The sequence below is a fragment of the Curtobacterium sp. AB451 genome, from assembly GCF_050585845.1.
Lineage (GTDB): Bacteria > Actinomycetota > Actinomycetes > Actinomycetales > Microbacteriaceae > Curtobacterium.
This window is the reverse complement of sequence record NZ_JBOBQG010000001.1, coordinates 779,013-797,123: the sequence shown is the minus strand read 5'-3', so window position 1 is coordinate 797,123 and position 18,111 is coordinate 779,013. Positions and strand designations below refer to the sequence as shown.

General features: G+C 73.1%; 16 protein-coding genes and 1 tRNA gene. 6 read left to right on the top strand and 11 right to left on the bottom strand.

Annotation, left to right across the window (positions count from 1 at the left end; translation table 11 throughout):
- Positions 1-34: 34 nt before the first annotated feature.
- The 4 genes from ACQXVK_RS03635 to ACQXVK_RS03620 are packed head-to-tail and all read left to right on the top strand — an operon-like array spanning position 35 to position 3,836.
- A complete protein-coding gene (locus ACQXVK_RS03635; protein ID WP_430852737.1) occupies positions 35-613 on the top strand; it encodes a TetR/AcrR family transcriptional regulator in 579 nt (192 codons plus the stop codon).
- A gap of 41 nt (positions 614-654) precedes the next feature.
- Positions 655-1,671 (top strand): permease, encoded by a 1,017-nt coding sequence (locus tag ACQXVK_RS03630; RefSeq protein ID WP_430852736.1) that lies wholly within the window; start codon positions 655-657, stop codon positions 1,669-1,671.
- Positions 1,658-2,446 (top strand): TIGR03943 family putative permease subunit, encoded by a 789-nt coding sequence (locus tag ACQXVK_RS03625; RefSeq protein ID WP_430852735.1) that lies wholly within the window; start codon positions 1,658-1,660, stop codon positions 2,444-2,446. The genes ACQXVK_RS03630 and ACQXVK_RS03625 overlap by 14 nt, the downstream gene beginning before the upstream one ends.
- The gene (locus tag ACQXVK_RS03620; RefSeq protein WP_430852734.1) at positions 2,436-3,836 is read left to right on the top strand and encodes a hypothetical protein; all 1,401 of its coding nucleotides are present in this window, start codon (positions 2,436-2,438) and stop codon (positions 3,834-3,836) included. The genes ACQXVK_RS03625 and ACQXVK_RS03620 overlap by 11 nt, the downstream gene beginning before the upstream one ends.
- On the opposite strand, the gene ACQXVK_RS03615 is transcribed toward ACQXVK_RS03620, so the two are convergent.
- From ACQXVK_RS03615 to ACQXVK_RS03570, 10 genes are all read right to left on the bottom strand, one after another.
- On the bottom strand, positions 3,833-4,792 hold the full coding sequence (locus tag ACQXVK_RS03615; protein WP_430852733.1) for a helix-turn-helix transcriptional regulator: 960 nt from the start codon (positions 4,790-4,792) through the stop codon (positions 3,833-3,835). The two genes, ACQXVK_RS03620 and ACQXVK_RS03615, sit on opposite strands and share 4 nt — an antisense overlap.
- Positions 4,793-4,937: 145 nt before the next feature.
- Positions 4,938-5,984: an NAD(P)-dependent alcohol dehydrogenase gene (locus tag ACQXVK_RS03610; RefSeq protein ID WP_022907070.1), complete on the bottom strand. Its 1,047-nt coding sequence runs from the start codon at positions 5,982-5,984 to the stop codon at positions 4,938-4,940.
- A 143-nt stretch (positions 5,985-6,127) separates the two neighbouring features.
- Entirely contained in the window at positions 6,128-7,243 is a 1,116-nt protein-coding gene (locus ACQXVK_RS03605) for a glycerate kinase (protein ID WP_416394714.1), read from the bottom strand.
- A 223-nt stretch (positions 7,244-7,466) separates the two neighbouring features.
- Entirely contained in the window at positions 7,467-8,822 is a 1,356-nt protein-coding gene (locus ACQXVK_RS03600) for a M20/M25/M40 family metallo-hydrolase (protein WP_430852732.1), read from the bottom strand.
- A complete protein-coding gene (locus tag ACQXVK_RS03595; protein ID WP_402265518.1) occupies positions 8,819-10,378 on the bottom strand; it encodes an ABC transporter substrate-binding protein in 1,560 nt (519 codons plus the stop codon). The genes ACQXVK_RS03600 and ACQXVK_RS03595 overlap by 4 nt, the downstream gene beginning before the upstream one ends.
- Positions 10,375-11,505, bottom strand: a complete 1,131-nt coding sequence (locus ACQXVK_RS03590; protein ID WP_430852731.1) for an FAD-dependent oxidoreductase — start codon at positions 11,503-11,505, stop codon at positions 10,375-10,377. The genes ACQXVK_RS03595 and ACQXVK_RS03590 overlap by 4 nt, the downstream gene beginning before the upstream one ends.
- On the bottom strand, positions 11,502-12,770 hold the full coding sequence (locus ACQXVK_RS03585) for an NAD(P)/FAD-dependent oxidoreductase (RefSeq protein WP_430852730.1): 1,269 nt from the start codon (positions 12,768-12,770) through the stop codon (positions 11,502-11,504). Before ACQXVK_RS03585 ends, ACQXVK_RS03590 begins: the two co-directional genes overlap by 4 nt.
- Before the next feature lie 69 nt (positions 12,771-12,839).
- Positions 12,840-13,778: a class A beta-lactamase gene (gene bla, locus ACQXVK_RS03580; protein WP_430852729.1), complete on the bottom strand. Its 939-nt coding sequence runs from the start codon at positions 13,776-13,778 to the stop codon at positions 12,840-12,842.
- An 87-nt stretch (positions 13,779-13,865) separates the two neighbouring features.
- On the bottom strand, positions 13,866-14,084 hold the full coding sequence (locus ACQXVK_RS03575; RefSeq protein WP_402265507.1) for a hypothetical protein: 219 nt from the start codon (positions 14,082-14,084) through the stop codon (positions 13,866-13,868).
- 185 nt (positions 14,085-14,269) lie between these two features.
- Positions 14,270-14,340 (bottom strand) — tRNA-Gly (locus ACQXVK_RS03570).
- Between the two features lie 210 nt (positions 14,341-14,550).
- Between ACQXVK_RS03570 and ACQXVK_RS03565 the strand changes: the two genes are divergently transcribed.
- Positions 14,551-15,618, top strand: coding sequence for a DUF6177 family protein (locus ACQXVK_RS03565; protein ID WP_416394726.1), 1,068 nt, complete (start codon positions 14,551-14,553; stop codon positions 15,616-15,618).
- Positions 15,608-15,955, top strand: a complete 348-nt coding sequence (locus ACQXVK_RS03560; protein ID WP_022907058.1) for a hypothetical protein — start codon at positions 15,608-15,610, stop codon at positions 15,953-15,955. Before ACQXVK_RS03565 ends, ACQXVK_RS03560 begins: the two co-directional genes overlap by 11 nt.
- Before the next feature lie 53 nt (positions 15,956-16,008).
- Here ACQXVK_RS03560 and ACQXVK_RS03555 read toward each other — a convergent pair whose 3' ends face one another.
- Positions 16,009-18,054: a cytochrome c oxidase assembly protein gene (locus ACQXVK_RS03555; protein WP_430852728.1), complete on the bottom strand. Its 2,046-nt coding sequence runs from the start codon at positions 18,052-18,054 to the stop codon at positions 16,009-16,011.
- Positions 18,055-18,111: the final 57 nt, after the last annotated feature.

The following is an 18,111-nucleotide window of genomic DNA, read 5'->3' as shown; positions in this document are numbered from 1 at the left end:
GCACGAACTCGCACGACTGTGCGAGTATTGCGGTGTGGCCAGGAGCATCGATCTCGACGGACGCCGTCGCACCGTGTCCGTGGCGGCGTTCCGGGTCCTCGCCCGGGACGGTCTCGGCGCCCTGAGCGTGCGGAACGTCGCGGCCGAGGCGGGGCTGCCGCCGAGCACCGTCCGCTACGTCTTCCCGACGCAGTCGAGCCTTCGCGAGCACACCATCACGCTGGTCTTCGACCGCACGCGGGAGCGCATCGCCGCGATCCCCGACGCCCTCCCCGCCCGCGAGCGTGCACACCGGATCCTGCTCGAGCTGCTGCCCCTCGACGACGAGCGCGTGATCGAGCTCGAGGTCTACCTGGCCCTCGGGAACGCGGCCCTGACGGACGCCGGACTCCGACCCGCCCTCGACCGCGTCGTCGCCGAGATGGGCACGTGGAGCGCCGAGGTCCTCGACCTCGTGGGGGTACCGTCCGCCGACCGCGAGTACGAGGCCCGTCGGCTGCACGCGCTCATCGACGGGCTCGCGATGCACGTCGTGCGCCTGGCGCCGGGGGAGTCCGGCGAGTGGACGATCGCCGTGCTCGACCGGCACCTCGACACGATCGCGCAGGCCTGACGGACACCCTCCACGGAGCGCCGGTCGCCTATCCTTGCCCGGTGACGACGACCACGCCGCCGCAGCGCACGAGCGCCCGGGTGCTCACCGGCCCCGGGCTGGTGCTGCTCGCCGTCGTCCTGCTGCTCGGGATCCGGCTGCTCTCGCCGGCCGTCGGCACCGCGGGACTGCCGGACGTGGTGCAGGACTTCCTCACCCTGGCGATCAGCGTCGTCGTCGAGTCCCTGCCGTTCGTCGTGCTCGGCATCGTGCTGTCCATCGTGGTCGAGGTGTGGGTGCCCGTCGGCGCGCTCGAGCGGGTCCTGCCCCAGCGGCCGATCCCACGCCGGGCCGTGATCTCCCTGATCGGCATGCTGTTCCCGGTGTGCGAGTGCGGCAACGTCCCGCTCGCCCGCGGCCTCATGCTGCGCGGGTTCACCCCGGCCGAGGCGGTCACGTTCCTCGTCGCCGCCCCGATCCTCAACCCGCTCGTGATCGTCAGCACCGCGCAGGCGTTCGGGTGGTCCGGCTGGATCCTGCCGGTGCGCATCGTGGGCGGCTTCGTGGTGGCGAACCTGGTCGGCTGGATCGTCGCCGCGCACCGCCGACCCGCCGAGCTCCTGCTGCCCGCGTTCGAGGCTCGCTGCCGTGCGGCGATCGGCGCCCCGCGGTCGCGGAACCGCTGGCGGGACAGCGCCGCCCAGTTCGGTGGCGAGACCGCCACGATGATGCCCGCGCTGTTCGTCGGCGCCGGGCTCGCCGCCGCGATCCAGGTCGCGGTGCCCCGGTCCACCCTGGTGGCGATCGGGGCGAACCCGGTCCTGTCCGTCGCCGCGATGATGCTGCTCGCGATGACGGTGTCGCTGTGCTCGAACGTCGACGCCTTCTTCGCCCTGTCCTTCGCGTCGACCTTCCTGCCCGGGTCCATCACCGCGTTCCTCATCATCGGGCCGATCATCGACGTCAAGATGATCGCCCTGCTCCGGACGACCTTCCGCGCGCGCTTCCTGGTGCTGCTCGCGGTCGTCTGCTTCCTGTTCGCCGCGACCGTCGGGTTGGTGATGAATGTCCTCGTCTGAGTCCCGACTGCCGTCGTACCTCGGCCTCGGGTCCGTCCTCGCGGTGGCGTTGTGCACCCTGTGGCTCGCCCTCGCCGGGCACCTCGACCTGTACATCAACCCGCGCTACGCGGTCTTCACCGTCGTGCTCGCGGCCGTCGCGGTCCCGGCCGCCGTCGCAGGTCTGGTCGTCGTGGCGCGGGGACACGGGCACGACCACGACCACGACGAGCACGAGCACGAGCACCGGCGTTCGGGTGCGGTCCGTCGCACGCGGGCCGTCCTCGGCGGTGCCGCGGCCCTCGTCACGATCGGGGTCACCGTCGCCATGCTGGTGCTCCCCCCGACGACGCTGTCGGCACGCACCGCCCAGCAGCGGAGCGTGGACTCCGCGACGCTGTCGAACGCCACGGGCTCCGAGGCCGCGGTGTCGCTGCTCGGCAGCACCTCGGTCGACACGTCGGAGTACGGCGTGAAGGACTGGGCCGCACTCATCCGGCAGACCACGGACACCTCGTCGCTCGTCGGGAAGCGCGTCCGGCTCACCGGCTTCGTCGTGCCCGGCTCGGACGGCTCGTTCACGCTGACCCGGTTCGTGATCAGCTGCTGCGCAGTGGACGCCCAACCCGTCGGGCTCGGGGTCGTCACGGACGGCACCGTGCCGGACGAGGGGCGGTGGGTGCGGGTGACCGGGGCGCTCGCCGCCAACCCCGACCAGTCGGCCGACGCCCGGATCGTCATCCGGGCCGCCAGCGTGCAGGCGATCCAGCAGCCCGAGGACCCGTATGAGTACTGAGCTGCGCAGCCGACCGCGGAACCGCTTCCGTCGCCGCCTCGTCGCGACCGTGCTGGTGTTCGTGATCGTCGGCACCGCGGCGGCGGTCGTCGGGTCGCAGCAGGGACCGCGCCTCCGTGACGTCTCGTACGACGCGGTCGGCCTGGTGTCCCGACCGGCGCAGCGCGTGATCCTCACCGCGAACCAGGCGGTCGAGCGGGTGTCCGCGAACGAGGTGACGGTACGTCCGGCCGCGGCCCACACCGTGACGTCGAGCGGCAACACCATCGCGGTCGAGTTCGCCGGCCCGCTCGCCTACGACCGCTCGTACGAGATCCGGGTCGCGGGCGTCCGCGCGCCCGGGCAGCGTGCGACCTCCGACCTGCGGGCCTCCGTCCGGACCGGCAGCACCGACGTGCTCGCGCTCGTCCCCGGCGGCGCCGGTACCCCGGACCGGATCGTCCGCCGCTCGCTGGACGCCGGCGGGGCGACCACCGTCTACCGGGCCGCCGGCATCTCGGAGTACGTGCGGCTCGGCCGGTCGCTGGTGGTGGTGACCGGCACCGACGCGGGGTCCGCCGTCGACATCGTGCCGCTCGCGGGCGGTGTGCAGGACGAGGACGCCCCGGTCGAGCACCTGACCCTGCCCACCGCCGAGGGACGGGTCACCGCGCTGCACGCCGCCGACGACGGGGCGTCGTTCGGGTTCGAGTACGCGGACACCTCGACCGGGCAGTCCCGGAACGTCGGTCTCTACGTCGTCGACATGACCGGCACGCACCTGCCGACGGCGATCGACGCGAGCGGGAAGCCCAGGACGGGCGCGGTCCCGATGAGCGTCGGGCAGTGGGCGTACGTCCCGCGCACCGAGAGCGCCCTCGTCCGGACCGGTGGCGACGACCTCGTGCTCGTCGACATGAGCGGCCGGACCGACCCCGTCCGACTGGGGAGCGCGACGTACCTGCACGGCTTCGTCGGCACCGGGACGACCGCCGTCGTGGAGACGGGCACGGGCATCGTCCGCCTCGACCTCACCGACGGGGACCGGACCGCGCTGCGGGCGCCCGCCGGCAGCACCGACGCCGCGTACCTCGGCCGGATCGCACAGCTGACCGACGACGCGTACCTGCGTGTCGTCGGCGACGTGCGCCCTGACGGCACCCTCGCCCAGCGGATCGTGCGGGTGGACGGGGACCGCGCCGCCCGGCTGCCCGTGAGCGTGCCGTCGGACGCGAGCATCACCGCGGTCTGCCCGTCCCCGAACAGCCAGTTCGTCGCCGTCGCGACCAAGTCGGCGACGGGGTCGCTCGTGAGCGTCGTCGACGCGACCTCGGGCGCGCTCGAGGCGAGCGTCGGGGCGGAGACCGTGGACTGGTGCAGCGCACTGCCCTCCGGCGACGAGGTGGGCTAGCGGCGGAGGGTCTGCTTCGGGTACTCGCCGAACCGACGGAGGTACTCGCCCGAGAACCGGCCCATGTGGGTGAAGCCCCAGCGGGCGGCGACGTCGGCGACGGACACCTGGCCCGGTGTCGCGGCAGCGAGGTCGTCGTGGCACCGTCGGAGCCTGACCTCGCGCAGGTACTGCATCGGGGACCGGTCGAGGGTGCGCTGGAACGCCTCCTGCAGTCCGCGCACGCTGAGGTCGGCGGCCCGGGCGACGTCCGTCACCGTCAGGGGTTCGTGCGCGTTGGCGTGCAGGTACTCGACGGCCGTGCGGATGCGTGCGTTGCGGTGCCCGCTCCAGCCGGCCGGCGCCAGCTCGGCACGGAAGCGGTACATCTCGAGCAGCGACCGGGCGACCTCGCGCTGGGACTCCTGCCAGACGAGCGAGTCCGCGCCTGCGGTGCGGAGCGCGTGCACCGACGACGCGACCGTCCGGCGCCACCGGTCGACCGACCCGGCGGTCGGCGGGGTCGTCGTGTCGAAGTCGACCGCCCCGTCGACGAGGTACCGCTCCGAGGCGACGTCGAGCACGAGGTCCCGTCGCAGGTGCACGAGCCGCTGGTCCCAGTCGCGGTAGTCCACGTCGAACCGGCGTTCGATCGGGAACAGCGTGGGGACGCCTGGTTGCATCCGGACCTCGGTGCCGCCGACCTCAAGCGATGCGGTGCCCGAGTCGATCCACTGGACGACGATCTCGCCCTCGACGGCGACGTCTCCGTGGAGCGAGCCGTTCATCTGCGACCGCCGGACGCTCATCCGGTCGTCGCCGACGCCGACGTAGCGGTACCAGTACTCGCCCTCGGTGCGGCTCGAACGCCAGGCCCGTCCGGCGTACATGCCGGCGAGCTCGGTGACGGCCGCGTCGGTGTCCGTGCCACCGAAGGACACCAGGGACGCGCTTCCCTCGCCCGCCGTGCTCGTCATCCCCCGAGTCTGTCGCGCCGAGGAGGGGCGGGACACCGCGCTGCGCGAGCCGGACGAGCCGCTCGCGTTGTGGGGACAGACCGGACGACGGACGGGAGGCGCGGTGCCGTCCGGCACCGCGCCTCCTGTCAGATCGTCACGCGCGTCAGGCGAGGGTGGCCGCGTCGATCACGAAGCGGTAGCGGACGTCCGAGGACAGGACCCGCTCGTAGGCCTCGTTGACCTGGTCGGCGCTGATGAGCTCGGTCTCCGGCAGGATGCCGTGCTCGGCGCAGAAGTCGAGCATCTCCTGGGTCTCGCGGATGCCGCCGATGGCCGAACCGGCCCAGCTGCGACGCGAGCCGATCAGGGCGAACGCGGGGACCTCGAGCGGCTCGGCCGGGGCACCGACGTTGACCATCGTGCCGTCGACCTTGAGGAGGCCGAGGTAGGCGCCCATCGGGATCTTCGCCGACACCGTGTTGATGATGAGGTCGAACGAGTTCGCGAGCTGCTCGAAGGTCTCCGGGTCCTTCGTCGCGTGGTGGGCCACGGCGCCGAAGCGGAGCGAGTCCTCCTGCTTGGAGGTGGTCTGCGACAGGACGGTGACCTCGGCGCCGAGTGCGGCGGCGATCTTCACGCCCATGTGGCCGAGCCCGCCGAGGCCGACGATCGCGACCTTCTTGCCGGGGCCGGCCTTCCAGTGGTGCAGCGGCGAGTACAGCGTGATGCCGGCGCAGAGCAGCGGCGCGACCTTCTCGATGTCGAGCGACTCGGGGACGCGGAGCACGAAGTCCTCGTTCACGACGACGGCCTGCGAGTAGCCGCCCTGCGTGATCGAGCCGTCGGCGGGGTCGACCGAGGCGTAGGTGCCGATGTTGCCCTTGAGGCAGTACTGCTCCTCGCCCTTGACGCAGTTCTCGCACTCGCCGCAGGAGTTCACCATGCAGCCGACGCCGACGCGGTCGCCGACCTGGTGCTTCGTGACGTTCTCACCGACGGCCGACACGTGGCCGACGATCTCGTGGCCGACGACCTGCGGGTACTGGATCTGGCCCCACTCGCCGCGGACGGTGTGGATGTCCGAGTGGCAGATGCCGGCGTAGGCGATGTCGATCTCGACGTCGTTCGGGCCGACGTCGCGACGGGTGATGGTGGTCTTGACGAGCGGCTCGGTGGCCGACGGTGCGGCGTACGCGTTGACGGTGCGCATGGTCTCCTCGTGGGTGGTGCGGTGCGGGCCGGGTCCGGCCCACGACCAGTCTCGTGGAGCGCGCCATCGCGTGGGGGGTCACGTTGGGGCACCCCTGTACGGAATGCCGGCGTGTCGCGTGCGGGCGTCCCGCTCGCCGCGCGTCAGGCCAGGCGGGCGAGTCGCTGGCCGGCGATCCGGGCGAAGCGCAACGGGTCGGCGAGGGCGTCGTCCGGCTCGCCCGTCGTCTGCGTCGCCAGGACGGTGAGCGAGGCAGCGGCGTCGAAGTCGTCGAGCGCTGCCTCGATCGCGCCGGCGACGAGCATCGCCCGGGCAGCGGGGGCGTGCCGCGTCGCGAGGGCGCGCACCACGCTCGGCACCTTGCCGGCGGCGGACTGCCCGTCGAACCGTCCCTCGCCCGTGATCACCACGTCGGCGCCGTCGAGGAGGGCCGGCAGCCCGAGGACCTCGGCGACCCCGTCCGCGCCGCCCGCCAGGGTCGCGCCCCAGGCGAGCAGCCCGAACCCGACACCACCGGCCGCTCCGGCACCCGGTGTCGCGGGGTCGACCTCGGGGAAGCACCGTGCCCAGTTGGCCAGGCGGGCGTCGAAGGCGGCGATCCGGTCGGGCGTGATGCCCTTCTGCGGGCCGAACACCGCCGCGGCCCCCGTCGGTCCGAGCAGGGGCGAGGTGACGTCGGTCAGCACGACGGCGCCGTGCTCCGGCAGCCGCCGCATCCACGTGGTGTCGACGCTTGTGACGTCGTCGAGCAGCTCGGCGCCCTGCTGCGGCCGCGGTGGGTGTTCGGGCACCGCGGGAGCCTGGTGGACGAGTGCGCCCAGCCCGATCAGTGCGTCCGCACCGCCGTCGGTCGAGGCGCTGCCGCCGATGCCGAGCACGAGCCCGGTCGCCCCGTCGTCGAGCGCGGCGGCGATCGCCTCGCCGAAGCCCCGGCTCGTCGCGGTGTCGGGCAGGGCCTCCGGCAGCAGGGGGAGCCCGCTCGTCGCGGCGAGTTCCACCACGGCGCGGCCGTCCGGCAGTCGCAGCCAGTGGGTGTCGACGGGGGTCCCGGCGGGGCCGGTGACGGTGATGGGGACCCGGGTGGTCAGGCGGATCGCGCTCTCGAACGCGTCGAGCGTGCCCTCGCCGCCGTCCGCCATCGGCGCGAGGACGACCTCGTCGCCCGGTCGCTCGGTGAGCCAGCCGTCGCGGACGGCCGCAGCGATCTCGGCTGCGGTCGCCGTCCCCTTGAACGAGTCCGGAGCCACCACGATGCGCACGGCACCACCGTAGCGGTCCATCCGGCCCGCCCGGTCCACCCGGTCCACCCCGGCTGGTCCGAGGGCCCGGCCGCCCCGGCGCGTCCCGCCCGTCACGCTCGGGACCGCCCATCGATCCGCGTCGCTGACCGTCCTGGTTCGCGAAACCCGCGATCCGCGAACCAGGACGGTCAGCGCCGAGACCGGAAACGGGCGCCCGGAGCGGCACCGCCCGACGTCAGGGTCAGCGGGTGGGGAGTGCGGCCAGGAAGATCGCCTCGGCGAGGGCCATGTGCTCGATCTCGGACGGGTCGACGCTCTCGTCCGGGGCGTGCACGTTCGCCGTCGGCTCGGACACCCCGGCGAGGATCACCTCGACGCCCGGGATCGCCCGCTCGAGGGTCGCGCAGAGCGGGATCGAGCCGCCGCCGCCGAGCGAGCCGACCGGAGCCAGGTGGTAGGACTCCGCGAGCGCGGCGCGGAACGCCGACGAGGACGGTCCGCCGAGCGCACGGAACCCGGCACCGACCCCGGTGACCCGCGCCGTGACCTCGACGCCGGCGGGCGCCCGTCGGAGCAGGTGCGCCACCAGGAGTTCCCCGGCCGTCGCGGGGTCGACGCCCGGCGGCACGCGGAGGTTCAGCGCGGCACCAGCCCTCGCCTGCACGGACGGCGAGGACCCCGCGACCGCCGGGGCGTCGATCCCGACGACCGTGAGGGCCGGGCGTGCCCACACCTGGGACGCCGGGTCCGCCGAACCGACCGGCACCGCGCCGTCGAGCAGTCCGGCGTCGGCGGCGAACCGGTCGGCGTCGTAGGGCAGGCCGGCCCAGGTCTCGGACGCGTCGAGCCCGTCGACGGTGGTGTCCCCGGTGCCGTCCCGGAGCGACGCGAGCAGGGCGACGAGCACCGCGATCGCGTCGGGTGCCGCGCCTCCGAACATCCCGGAGTGCACGTTCCCCCGCAGTGCCCGGACGCGGAGCTCGACGAACGCGGTGCCGCGGAGCGTCGTCACGAGCGCGGGAGCGCCGACCGCGGCGTTCCCGGCGTCCATCACGACAGCGGTGTCCACGTGCCGGAAGTCGGCGGCGTGGTCGGTCACGTACTGCTCGAGGCCGTCGGTGCCCTGCTCCTCCGAGCCCTCGACGAGCACGACGAGCCCGACCGGGAACGTCCCGTGCACGTCGAGCAGCGCCCGGAGCGCCACGAGGTGCGTGACGATCCCGCCCTTGCAGTCCGCCGCGCCCCGGCCGTACAGGCGACCGTCCCGCTCCGTGAGCGTCCACGGATCGCTCGTCCACGCGGACAGGTCTCCGGCCGGCTGCACGTCGTGGTGCGCGTAGAGCAGCACCGTCGGTGCACCGGCGGGTGCGGGGTGGGTCGCGATGACCGCCCGCGAGCCGTCCGCGGTGGTGGCGAGCCGCGCCTCCAGACCGAGGTCCGCGAACGCGACCCGCACCGCCTCCGCGACCCGGTGGCAGTCGTCGAGCGACTGCACAGCCGGGTCGTGGACGGACGGGATCGCCACGAGCGCGGCCAGGTCCTCGAGCCCCTCGGGCAGGCGGCCGCGGACGGCGTCGCGGAGGGCTGACGGGCTCACGAGCGACCGATCTCCCAGATGCGGAACTCGCCGGACGCGTCGACGGACTCCGACAGCCCGGTCAACGACTTCTGCCCGATGACGTTCTCCTGCCCGGCGAGCAGCGGGATGAGCGGGACCGACTCGGCGGTGTCCCGCTGGATCTGCTCGATCTGCTGCGTCCGCTTCGCCGTGTCCGGCTCGACGGCCTGCGCGGCGACGAGGTCGTGCACCGTGGCGTCGTCGAAGTGGTTCGCGAGCAGGTTGACGTCCGCGGCGCCGTAGGCCGGGGTGAGGTACGACGAGGCGTCCGGGTAGTCCTGGAAGAACCCGAGCTGGAAGACGGGGTACTCGCCCTTGCCGACGTTCCCGACGTAGGTGTCCCAGCTCGCCGACTGCAGGTCGACCCGGAACAGGCCCGTGTCCTCGAGCTGCTGCGCGATGAGCGCGTACTCGTCGTCGGAACCCGAGCCGTAGTGGTCCGTCGTGTACTCGATGGGCAGCGTCACGGGCGTGGTCACTCCGGCCTGCTGCAGGATGGCCTTCGCGTCCTCGCCCGACAGGGACCGGAACGCCTCGGTCGCACCGGTGAACCCGCTCGGGACGATCGAGTACGCCGGCGCGTAGGTGTCCTGGTAGACGTCCTTCGCGATGGCCTGACGGTCGATCGACGCCGCGACGGCCTGCCGGATCGCCTGCTTCTGGGCGCTGTCCTTCCCGGGCATCGTGTCGAGGTTGAACGCCAGGAACCGGATCTCGCCGGAGTCGCCGTGCACGGTCTGCAGGGAGTCGTCCGACGACAGCGAGGTGACCTCCGTCGGCGTGAGCTGGCGGTACGCGACGTCGGCGTCGCCCTTCTGCACGGCGAGCTTGAGGTCGGCGGACTTCGTGTACTGCTTGATCGTCACGCTCTTCGTGGCCGGAGCGTCGCCGTCGTAGTGGTCGTTCGCGGTGAGGGCGATCGTCGCCCCACCGTCCGCGGCGTCCTGCAGCGCGTAGGGCCCGGATCCCACCACCCCGTCGTTCGCGTGCACCGTCGTCGCCGAGAACACCTTCGAGTCCACGATCGCCCCCGCCATGCTCGCGAGCACGTACGGGAACGTCTGGTCGTCGGCCTGCTTCAGGGTGAACGTCACGGTGCTGCCGGACGCCGACACCGACGCCATGTTGGCCAGCAGCGACCCCGGGCCGTTCTTCGACCCGAGGGACACCTGCCGCTCGAACGAGAACACCACGTCCTTCGCGGTCAGGTCGTCGCCGTTCGAGAACCGCAGGCCGTCCCGGATCTCGCACACGTAGTGCGTGCCGTCGGTGAAGTCGCAGGACTTCGCGACCTCGGGGCTGGTCGTGGTCTTCCCTGCGGGGTAGGTGAGCAGGTGCTGGTACAGCTGCGTCTGCACGGTGTAGCTCCCGCGGTCCCAGGCGCCGGCCGGGTCGAGGGACGTCACGACGTCGGTGGTGCCGACGACGAGTCCGTCGACGGCGTCGGTGCCGGACGAGCCGGTGGAGGCGCAGCCGGTGAGCACGGCGGCGGTGGCGGCGGTGAGCGCGATGGCGCTGAGGAGTCGGGTGGTCATCGTCCTGTGGGGGTGGGGTGGTGCTTCGAGAGGGAGAACCGGGCCGGGGGTGGTGGCCCGTCGGTCGCGAGGTCGGCGATCATGACGCCGAGCAGCGGAGCGAACTTGAAGCCGTGGCCGGAGAACCCGGTCGCGACGGTCACCGGACCGCGACGGTCGATGACGAAGTCCTCGTCGGGGGAGTTGTCGTAGAGGCAGCTGATGAAGGTCGGCTTCGTCGCGTCGACCCCGGGCACGTACCGGGCGACGTACGCCTGCAGCCGCTCGGCCTCGGCAGGCACCGGGGTGAAGTCGCGGTGGTCCGGGTCGACGACGGGACCGGTGCCGTGGAAGCCGACCTTGACGCCCTCGCCCGGGGTGAGCAGGCCGTAGACGTCGTCCCCGTCGGCCCAGTGCACGAAGCTCGGCCACGCCTCGTCCGGCAGGTGGCTGAGGAAGTGGGCGGGCTGCTCCTGCGTGACACGGAGGGCCGGGAGGCGCGCCCCGCGTTCCGCGAGCAGGTCGCCGACCAGCGTGGGCGCCCACGACCCCACGGCGGCGATCACCGACGACGTGCGGTGGGCGGACCCGTCGGACAGCGTCACGGTCACCTCGTCGCCGTGGTCCTCGAGCCCGGTGACCCGGGTGTCGAAGCGGAGGTCGGCGAGCCCCGTGCGGTCGGCCAGCGTGAGGAACGCCTCGATCGCGCGGTCGGACCGGATGCGTCCCGCGGTCGCGTGCGTCAGGACGTGCCCCTCGAACGCGATGCCCGGCCAGCGCTCGGCAGCGGCGTCCGGGCTGAGGGCCTCGTGGGCGATCCCGGCGTCCGCGAGCGCCGCGGCGATGGAATCGACGACCTCGGGGCGGCCGTGGTCGACGGCGCCCGTTCGGACGATCAGCTCCTCGTGGGCCGCGGTCTCGAGCGCCTCCCAGAGCGCGAGCGCCCGGGTCGTCAGCGCGACGTACTCGGCATCGGCGTAGCCCTGCCGGAAGATCCGGGTCGCACCGTGCGAGGAACCGCGGTGGTGGCCGCGCTCGTGCTGTTCCACGAGCAGGACGCGCTCGCCGCGGGTGGCCAGGGCGTACGCGGTGGCGGCACCCACCACCCCGCCGCCGATCACGACGTGCGTCGTCGTCTGGTCGCTCATGCCGTCGCTCCGGCTCGTCGGGCGTCGGCCTCACGGCGAGCCGGCATGAGCGAGACGACGTCGGCCTCGCTCGGTGCGCTTGCCGGGAACCGGGCGGGGTCGTACCGGCTCGCAACGCCGAGGGTGGTCGACCCGGTGACGCTCAGCTCGGCGGCGATCCGACCGAGCCCGGGGCCGTGCGTGACGCCGGACTCGTTGTCCCCGCCGGCGACCACGAGGCCGGCGAGCTCCGGGACCGGGCCGACGATGAAGTTCCGGTCCGCCGTCATCGACACGACCCCCTGCGTGACGGTCTCGTCGTCGGCGAGTGCAGCCGCGGCGCCCGGCAGCAGCGCCGCGACGATCGGGTGCAGGGCGGTGCGCATGGCCTCGACGAGGTCGGGGCGGTCCGGTCGGCGCTCGGGTTCGGTGTCGCGGCCGGCACCGCGCACGAAGAACGCCTCGTACCCGCTCCCGGCGCCGTAGGTCAGGCCACCGCGGTGCTCGCGGATCCACAGCCCCTCGAGTTCGGGGAGCATCAGGGTCGGCAGCGTCTGCGGGAGGCCGAACGGCTTCGTGACGAGGCGGCTCGCGACCACCCGCACCGTCGGGAGCTCGCGACCGAGGGGCGCGAGCAGTGCGTTCGTCCAGCTGCCGGCCGCGAGGACGACCCGCGCGGCGTCGATGACCTCGCCACTCGCGGTCCGGACGCCCGTGACGGAGCCGTCCCGCGCCTCCAGGCCCGTGACCGTGGTGTGCTCGCGGAACGCGACCCCGCGTGCGTGCAGTGCCCGGACCAGGGCCGCGGCCGTGTCCGGCGCACTGATCTGGATGCCGTTCGGGTGGAGGAACCCGGCCGTCACCGCGGACGGGTCGAGGCCGGGGACGAGGTCCGCCGCCTCGTCCGGGGTGAGCGTCCTGGCACCAGCCGGGCGCAGGGGGTGGTCCTCGAACGGCGGGATGTGGTCCGCGCGGCCCTGGTCGGTGACCGTCAGCCAGACGTTGCCGTTCCGGCGGTACCCGGTCGGCCCGTTCCCGGACTCGGCCAGCCGCCGGTAGAAGTCGATGCCGTACTGCTCGACGTCGCGTTCGGACTCGTTCCAGTACCAGGCGTACCCGGCCGCCCACTGTCCGACGAAGCCGGCGCCTGCGGTGGTCGTCCCGCCGGCGGCGGGGCCGCTGTCGACGAGGACGACGCGCTGGTCGAGGTCGGCCAGGTGCCACGCGGTGCTCAGGCCGATGATGCCGGCGCCGACGACGACCGTGGGGGAGTCGGGGGAGGACATGACCAGATCGTAGTTGTCGTGTGTTGCCGACAGGTGTCGTGGATGACGCCGTGTGACGCCGCGTGACCGTCAGCCCGCGAACGCGGCGAGCACCGCGCGGGCGGACTCCGCGACCAGGGCGTCGTCGTACGCGGCGTCGAGCTCGTTGCGCGCCGTGAGCACGGCGATGATGATCGGGCCGCCGTCAGGTCGCGTGACGCGTGCGACGTCGTTCCGGATGCCGCCGGCGCCCCCGGACTTGTCCGCGACCGTCCACCCGGCCGGTGCGCCGGCGCGGACCAGGGTGTCGCCCGTGGCGTTGCCGCTCATCCACCATTCGAGGAGTGCGGTGTCGGAGCGGCCGAGCGTCTGTCCGTCGAGCACCGTCGCGAGGTCCGCCGCGAACGCCGCCGGGGTCGTGGTGTCCGCGGTGCTGCCAGGCTCGATCGTGTTGAGCGCGGGTTCGTCGTGCACCACCTCGGTCGTCCGGTCCCCGAGCTCCGTGAGGGCCCGGCCGAGTCCGGCGGGTCCGCCGATGCGGTCGAGGACGAGGTTCAGGGCGAGGTTGTCGCTCTGTCGGACGGCGGCCTCGGCGAGCTGGGCGAGCGTCAGGCCGTCGGCGACGTGCGCGCTCGTCACGGGGGTGTGCCCGGCGGCGGTGGCGTCCGCCGCGGTCCACCGCACGCGCTCGTCCCGGTCGGCGCCGTGCACCTGGCGGAGGAACGCCGCAGCCGCGAACACCTTGAGCGTCGACGCGTACCCGAAACGCCGGTCGCCGCCGTACGCGACGGTCTCGCCGGTCGTGGTGTCCGTGGCGACGACGCCGACGGTGGCGTCGTACTCCCGCTCGAGGCCGGCGAGCGTCCGATCGACGGCGGTGCGGTCGGCGGCCCCGATGCTCGGTGTCGGTGTCGGTGTAGCCGTCGCAGTGCTGGCGGTGCCGGTCGGACGAGGGGCGGCGCCGGCGCTGCACCCGGTGAGGGCGAGGGCTGCTACGACGCCGACGACGAACGGGGCAGTGGCACGCATGACAGCACTCTCGCGCGCGGCCCTGGACGCTGCCCGCACGCCTCGGCTTCCGTCGGTGGATCGCCGGAGCGCCCGAGGCGGCGGTGCCTAGCCGCCCCGTCGCGAGCGTCGGATCCTGGCTCGCACGACACTCGCCCCGACCACGCCGATCGCGACGGCAGCCAGCCCGACGGTGGTGGCGAAGGTGAACAGGACGTGCTGCAGCGTGGATCCCGCTGGCGAGAGGTCGCCCCAGATCCCGAGGCCGATCGACGTGGCCAGGGCCGTCAGGGCCGGGACCGCGAACGCGAGCGTGAGCTTCGACACGGCGTGGCGGTGTCCTCTCGTCCTGGCGGCGTTGCCAGACCCGACCCTCGTGGTCGGACGAGAAGAATGATGCCGGTGAAATGCCAGATGCGCAAGACAGGAGGGTGTCGGCGAGTCGCGATCCCTCGACGGTGCCACTGGTGGAACGACGAAGGGCCGCCCGGTCGGGCGGCCCTTCGTGTCGGAGCGAGTGACGGGAATCGAACCCGCGCTACCAGCTTGGGAAGCTGGAGTTCTACCATTGAACTACACTCGCGCGCCCGCTCAGCGGGACGTGGCAAGCCTAGCGGATTCTGCGCTGGACGCCAGCCGAGTGCCCGCCGAGCGTGGCGTTGCCCACTCGCACCGCGCCTCCCGACCGCACCCGTGTCTCCGCTGTGAGCCGGTCCGTCCGACGGACAGGTGTCGCCCTCGTGTGTACCGTCCAGGTGGATCCGCACGACCCGCGAACCCGAGGAGGACCCGGATGGTCAGGCATCCCCTCATCGACGACGTGGTCGGCCCCGCGATCGTGGTCGACTCGGCTTCGCCGGTGGTGTGGCTGACCGAGGCGCTCGCCTCCCTGCTCCGTCGGGCAGCGGACTCCGGACGCTTCGTCCTGCTCCGCACGGGCCCCGGATCGGCCCTCACCCCGGCGCTCCGGCACGCCCTCGGTGCGTACGGCGCGGCCTGGGCCGTGACCGACCCCGACGGCACCCTCCGGGACGGCCGGACGGGCGTCACCGCCTCGCGCATCGAGGACTTCGTGCACCGCGGCCCGGAGCTCGTCGGCACACCGTCGCCCGAGCACCCGGTGGCCCGCGACTCGGTGCGACAGATCAGCATCGACCTCACGCTCCGGCACCACTCCGAGCGCGCCGTCGACATCGGCTCCGCGATCGAGGCGCTGTGCGAGACCGTCGGCACCTGCCCCACCCGCTGGGGCACCGCCGAGCCGCTCACCGTGCCGTGGGACCGCTGGGTCGTCACGCAGTACGCCAAGCACGAGGCGCCGGCCGTGTCGACGTCGTACGCCGTGGGCGAGGGGTTCTCGGCGACGATGACCGCGCACCTGCTCGACGGCGTGGTGGTCGAGACGATGTCCGCCGTGCTCACGGTGCCCGAGGACGGCACCGACCGGTCCCTCGCCCCGAAGCTGCTGGACGCCGTGCACCGCGTGGCCGAGGACGTCGAACCCGTCTTCGGCGTCGTCATGCAGCGCCGTGGCGACGCCGACCACCTCGTCCGGGCCGTGTCGCACGGCGAGCCGGAGCCGCTCGCGGTCGTGGTCGGTCCCGAGGCCACCGAGTTCCTCGACCGGGACGGCGTGTGGCCCCCGCCGCGCACCACCACCTCGACGTTCGGCGGCGGCGGCCTGGTCGTGCGCCTCGACGACGGCTGGCAGGCGCTCGAGGCGTTCCTCGACCGGATCGACGAGGACCGCTTCCTGCACCTCGTCGGCGGCGCTCCGCTCGACCCCGCCCACGACGAGGGCACGCTGGACGGCCACGTCGGGGACGGCTCGCACGTGTTCGGCGGTCGCCGTGCCCCGTGACGTCACGCTCCTCTGCCGCGGACCGGTCGAGACGCGCGACGTCGCCGAGGCCCTGCTGCTGCACGACGAGGGCTGGGGTGTCCGGGCGCTCGACGACGGCCCGGTCATGCAGGTCTGTCGTGACGCCACGCACCCTGTGATCACCGTGCTCGGGGTCCGGCGGGTGGACGCCCTCGACGAGGTCGAACGGATCCTGCCGGACGCCCCGACGCTGTCGACGCCGCTGTGGTGGGTGGACACCGTGACGCCGGCCGGCGCGGACGGCGAGTCCGGGATCTCCGCCGCGCTCGAGGCCGCGATGGACCTCGACGCGGTCTGCATCGTCCACGGTGACTGAGCGGCGGCGCGGCAGCCGCCCCGAGCCGCCGCCCCGAGCCGCCGCCCGGCGCGTCAGTCGCGGTCGTGCATCGCGGCGAGCTGCTCGTTGTAGGCCTTGAGGTCGGCGTCCCCGTCACGCTCGGCCTTGCGGTCGAGGCGCTTCGCGTCGCGTGAGTCCGACCGCACCCAGTTCCGCACCACGAGGAGCGCCACGAACACCATCGGCAGCTCGGACGCACCCCACGCGATCCCGCCGCCGGTGTGCTGGTCGGCGAGGAGCGCGGCGTCGTTCGTCTGACCGAGCGCGTGGAACCAGTCGATCGCGAACACGGACTCCGAGGTCATCACCGCGACACCGAAGAACGCGTGGAAGGCCAGGGTCGCGAGCAGGGCGATGATGAGGATCGGGTACTGCGGACGCTTCGGGCCCGGGTCGACGCCGATGAACACCCAGAAGAACAGGTAGCCGCTGAACACGAAGTGCACGACCATCGCGACGTGCCACTCGTGCGACTGCATGGCGTACTCGTAGGCGGGCGTGAAGTAGAACACGACGAGGGACCCGGCGAAGATCACCCCGGCGACGGCCGGCTTCGCGAGGAACTGCATGTACCGCGAGTGCGTGAACAGCATGAGCCACTCACGGGCGCCGCGGGACCCGTCGTTGCGGACCGGCAGGGTGCGGAGCGCGAGCAGCACCGGGCCGCCGAGCACCAGCGGCAGCGGCACGAACATCATCAGCAGCATGTGCTGGATCATGTGCGACGAGAAGTGGATCATGCCGTAGACCGCCGGCCCGGCCGAGGTCGTCCAGATGAACAGCGCGCACCCGAGGAGCCAGGCGACGGTACGCCCGACCGGCCACGAGTCGCCGCGCCGGTGGAGCTTCCGGACGGCGAGCAGGTACCAGCCCGCCCCGACGACCGCGAGCGCGAGCCACACCCAGTCGATGTGCCACTCGGTCAGGTAGGTCTGCACGGTCTGCGCCGGCGGGTACGGGAAGCCGATGAGCCCGGAGCGGGTGTCGTCGCCGGTCTCCGGGGTCTGCGGGATCGGCGGCTGCGAGCGTGAGACGGCGACCGAGACACCGATCGCGATCGCCATGAAGACGATCTCGGCGAGGGCGAACCGCACGAACAGTCGGCGGTCGAGCGGCGCGCGGAGGAGCCCGGGCACGAGCCGACGACGCTGGACGACCCCGGCGAGCCCGAGCAGCACGAGGATGGCGGCCTTGACGGTGATGAGCCACCCGTACGTCGTCGTGAACAGGTCGAGCGGTCCGGTCAGGCGGAGGGACGCGTTCACGATGCCCGAGAAGGCGACCGCGGCGAACGCCCACCCGGCGAGCGTCGAGTACCGCGACACCACGCGGCCCGTGGCGCCCTTGGTGCGCGTCCGCAGGGCCACGACGGCGACGAGGCCACCGGCCCAGACGCAGACGGCGACGAGGTGGACCGCGAGCGAGTTCACCGCGTTGGCGTGCTCGAGCGACCCGGCGGCGTGCCCGGAGAGCGCGAGCGGCAGTAGCGCGAACAACCCGGCGACCGTCGCGACCGCGAGCGTCGTCACGCGGGTGGCGAAGGCCGCGACGACGGTGGCGACGAGGATCGCCACGGCGGAGACCACGAGCGCCTGCCCGATCTCGACCTGGAACGCGAAGAGCAGGAAGTTGCGGGCGAACACGGGGTTCGTCAGCGGCACGCCGAGGGTGTTCGCGCCCGTCAGCACGATGCCGACGACGGCGGCGAGGAACCAGACCGCTCCGGTCACGGCCGCCCAGCGCGCGGCGCGGTGCTGCACGCTCGACATCGCCCGGTGGTCCTTCTTCTGTGCCGGCAGCGCGAAGGCGGCGACGACGAGCAGCCCGATCGTCAGCGCTGCCATGGTGTCGTGCACCACGCGGGCGACGGGCAGCCCGTACTCGACGATGTCGCCGGCGGACACCAGCTGCTGGTTCGCGGTGAAGGCGCCGGTGAGCGTCATCCCGAGGATCGAGCACGCCACCGCCAACGGGACGGCGACGACGAGGACCGTCGCGACGGTGGACGTGCGCGCGGTGACGGGCGCCGATTCCGGCGCCGCGCCTCCTGGCTGGGTTTCGGGTGACGTGACGGTCATGACCGTCCAATGGTAGGCGTCCGGGCCTGGAGGCGCGGCGTGCGTCGCGCGCACCGG

Bases quoted from the DNA above. Each gene is read 5' to 3' on its own strand.
- ACQXVK_RS03610 (WP_022907070.1), bottom strand. From the start codon at position 5,984: ATGCGCACCGTCAACGCGTACGCCGCACCGTCGGCCACCGAGCCGCTC.
- ACQXVK_RS03615 (WP_430852733.1), bottom strand. From the start codon at position 4,792: ATGACGAGCACGGCGGGCGAGGGAAGCGCGTCCCTGGTGTCCTTCGGT.
- ACQXVK_RS03595 (WP_402265518.1), bottom strand. From the start codon at position 10,378: ATGACCACCCGACTCCTCAGCGCCATCGCGCTCACCGCCGCCACCGCC.
- ACQXVK_RS03565 (WP_416394726.1), top strand. From the start codon at position 14,551: ATGGTCAGGCATCCCCTCATCGACGACGTGGTCGGCCCCGCGATCGTG.
- ACQXVK_RS03555 (WP_430852728.1), bottom strand. From the start codon at position 18,054: ATGACCGTCACGTCACCCGAAACCCAGCCAGGAGGCGCGGCGCCGGAA.
- ACQXVK_RS03625 (WP_430852735.1), top strand. From the start codon at position 1,658: ATGTCCTCGTCTGAGTCCCGACTGCCGTCGTACCTCGGCCTCGGGTCC.
- bla (WP_430852729.1), bottom strand. From the start codon at position 13,778: ATGCGTGCCACTGCCCCGTTCGTCGTCGGCGTCGTAGCAGCCCTCGCC.
- ACQXVK_RS03590 (WP_430852731.1), bottom strand. From the start codon at position 11,505: ATGAGCGACCAGACGACGACGCACGTCGTGATCGGCGGCGGGGTGGTG.
- ACQXVK_RS03585 (WP_430852730.1), bottom strand. From the start codon at position 12,770: ATGTCCTCCCCCGACTCCCCCACGGTCGTCGTCGGCGCCGGCATCATC.
- ACQXVK_RS03620 (WP_430852734.1), top strand. From the start codon at position 2,436: ATGAGTACTGAGCTGCGCAGCCGACCGCGGAACCGCTTCCGTCGCCGC.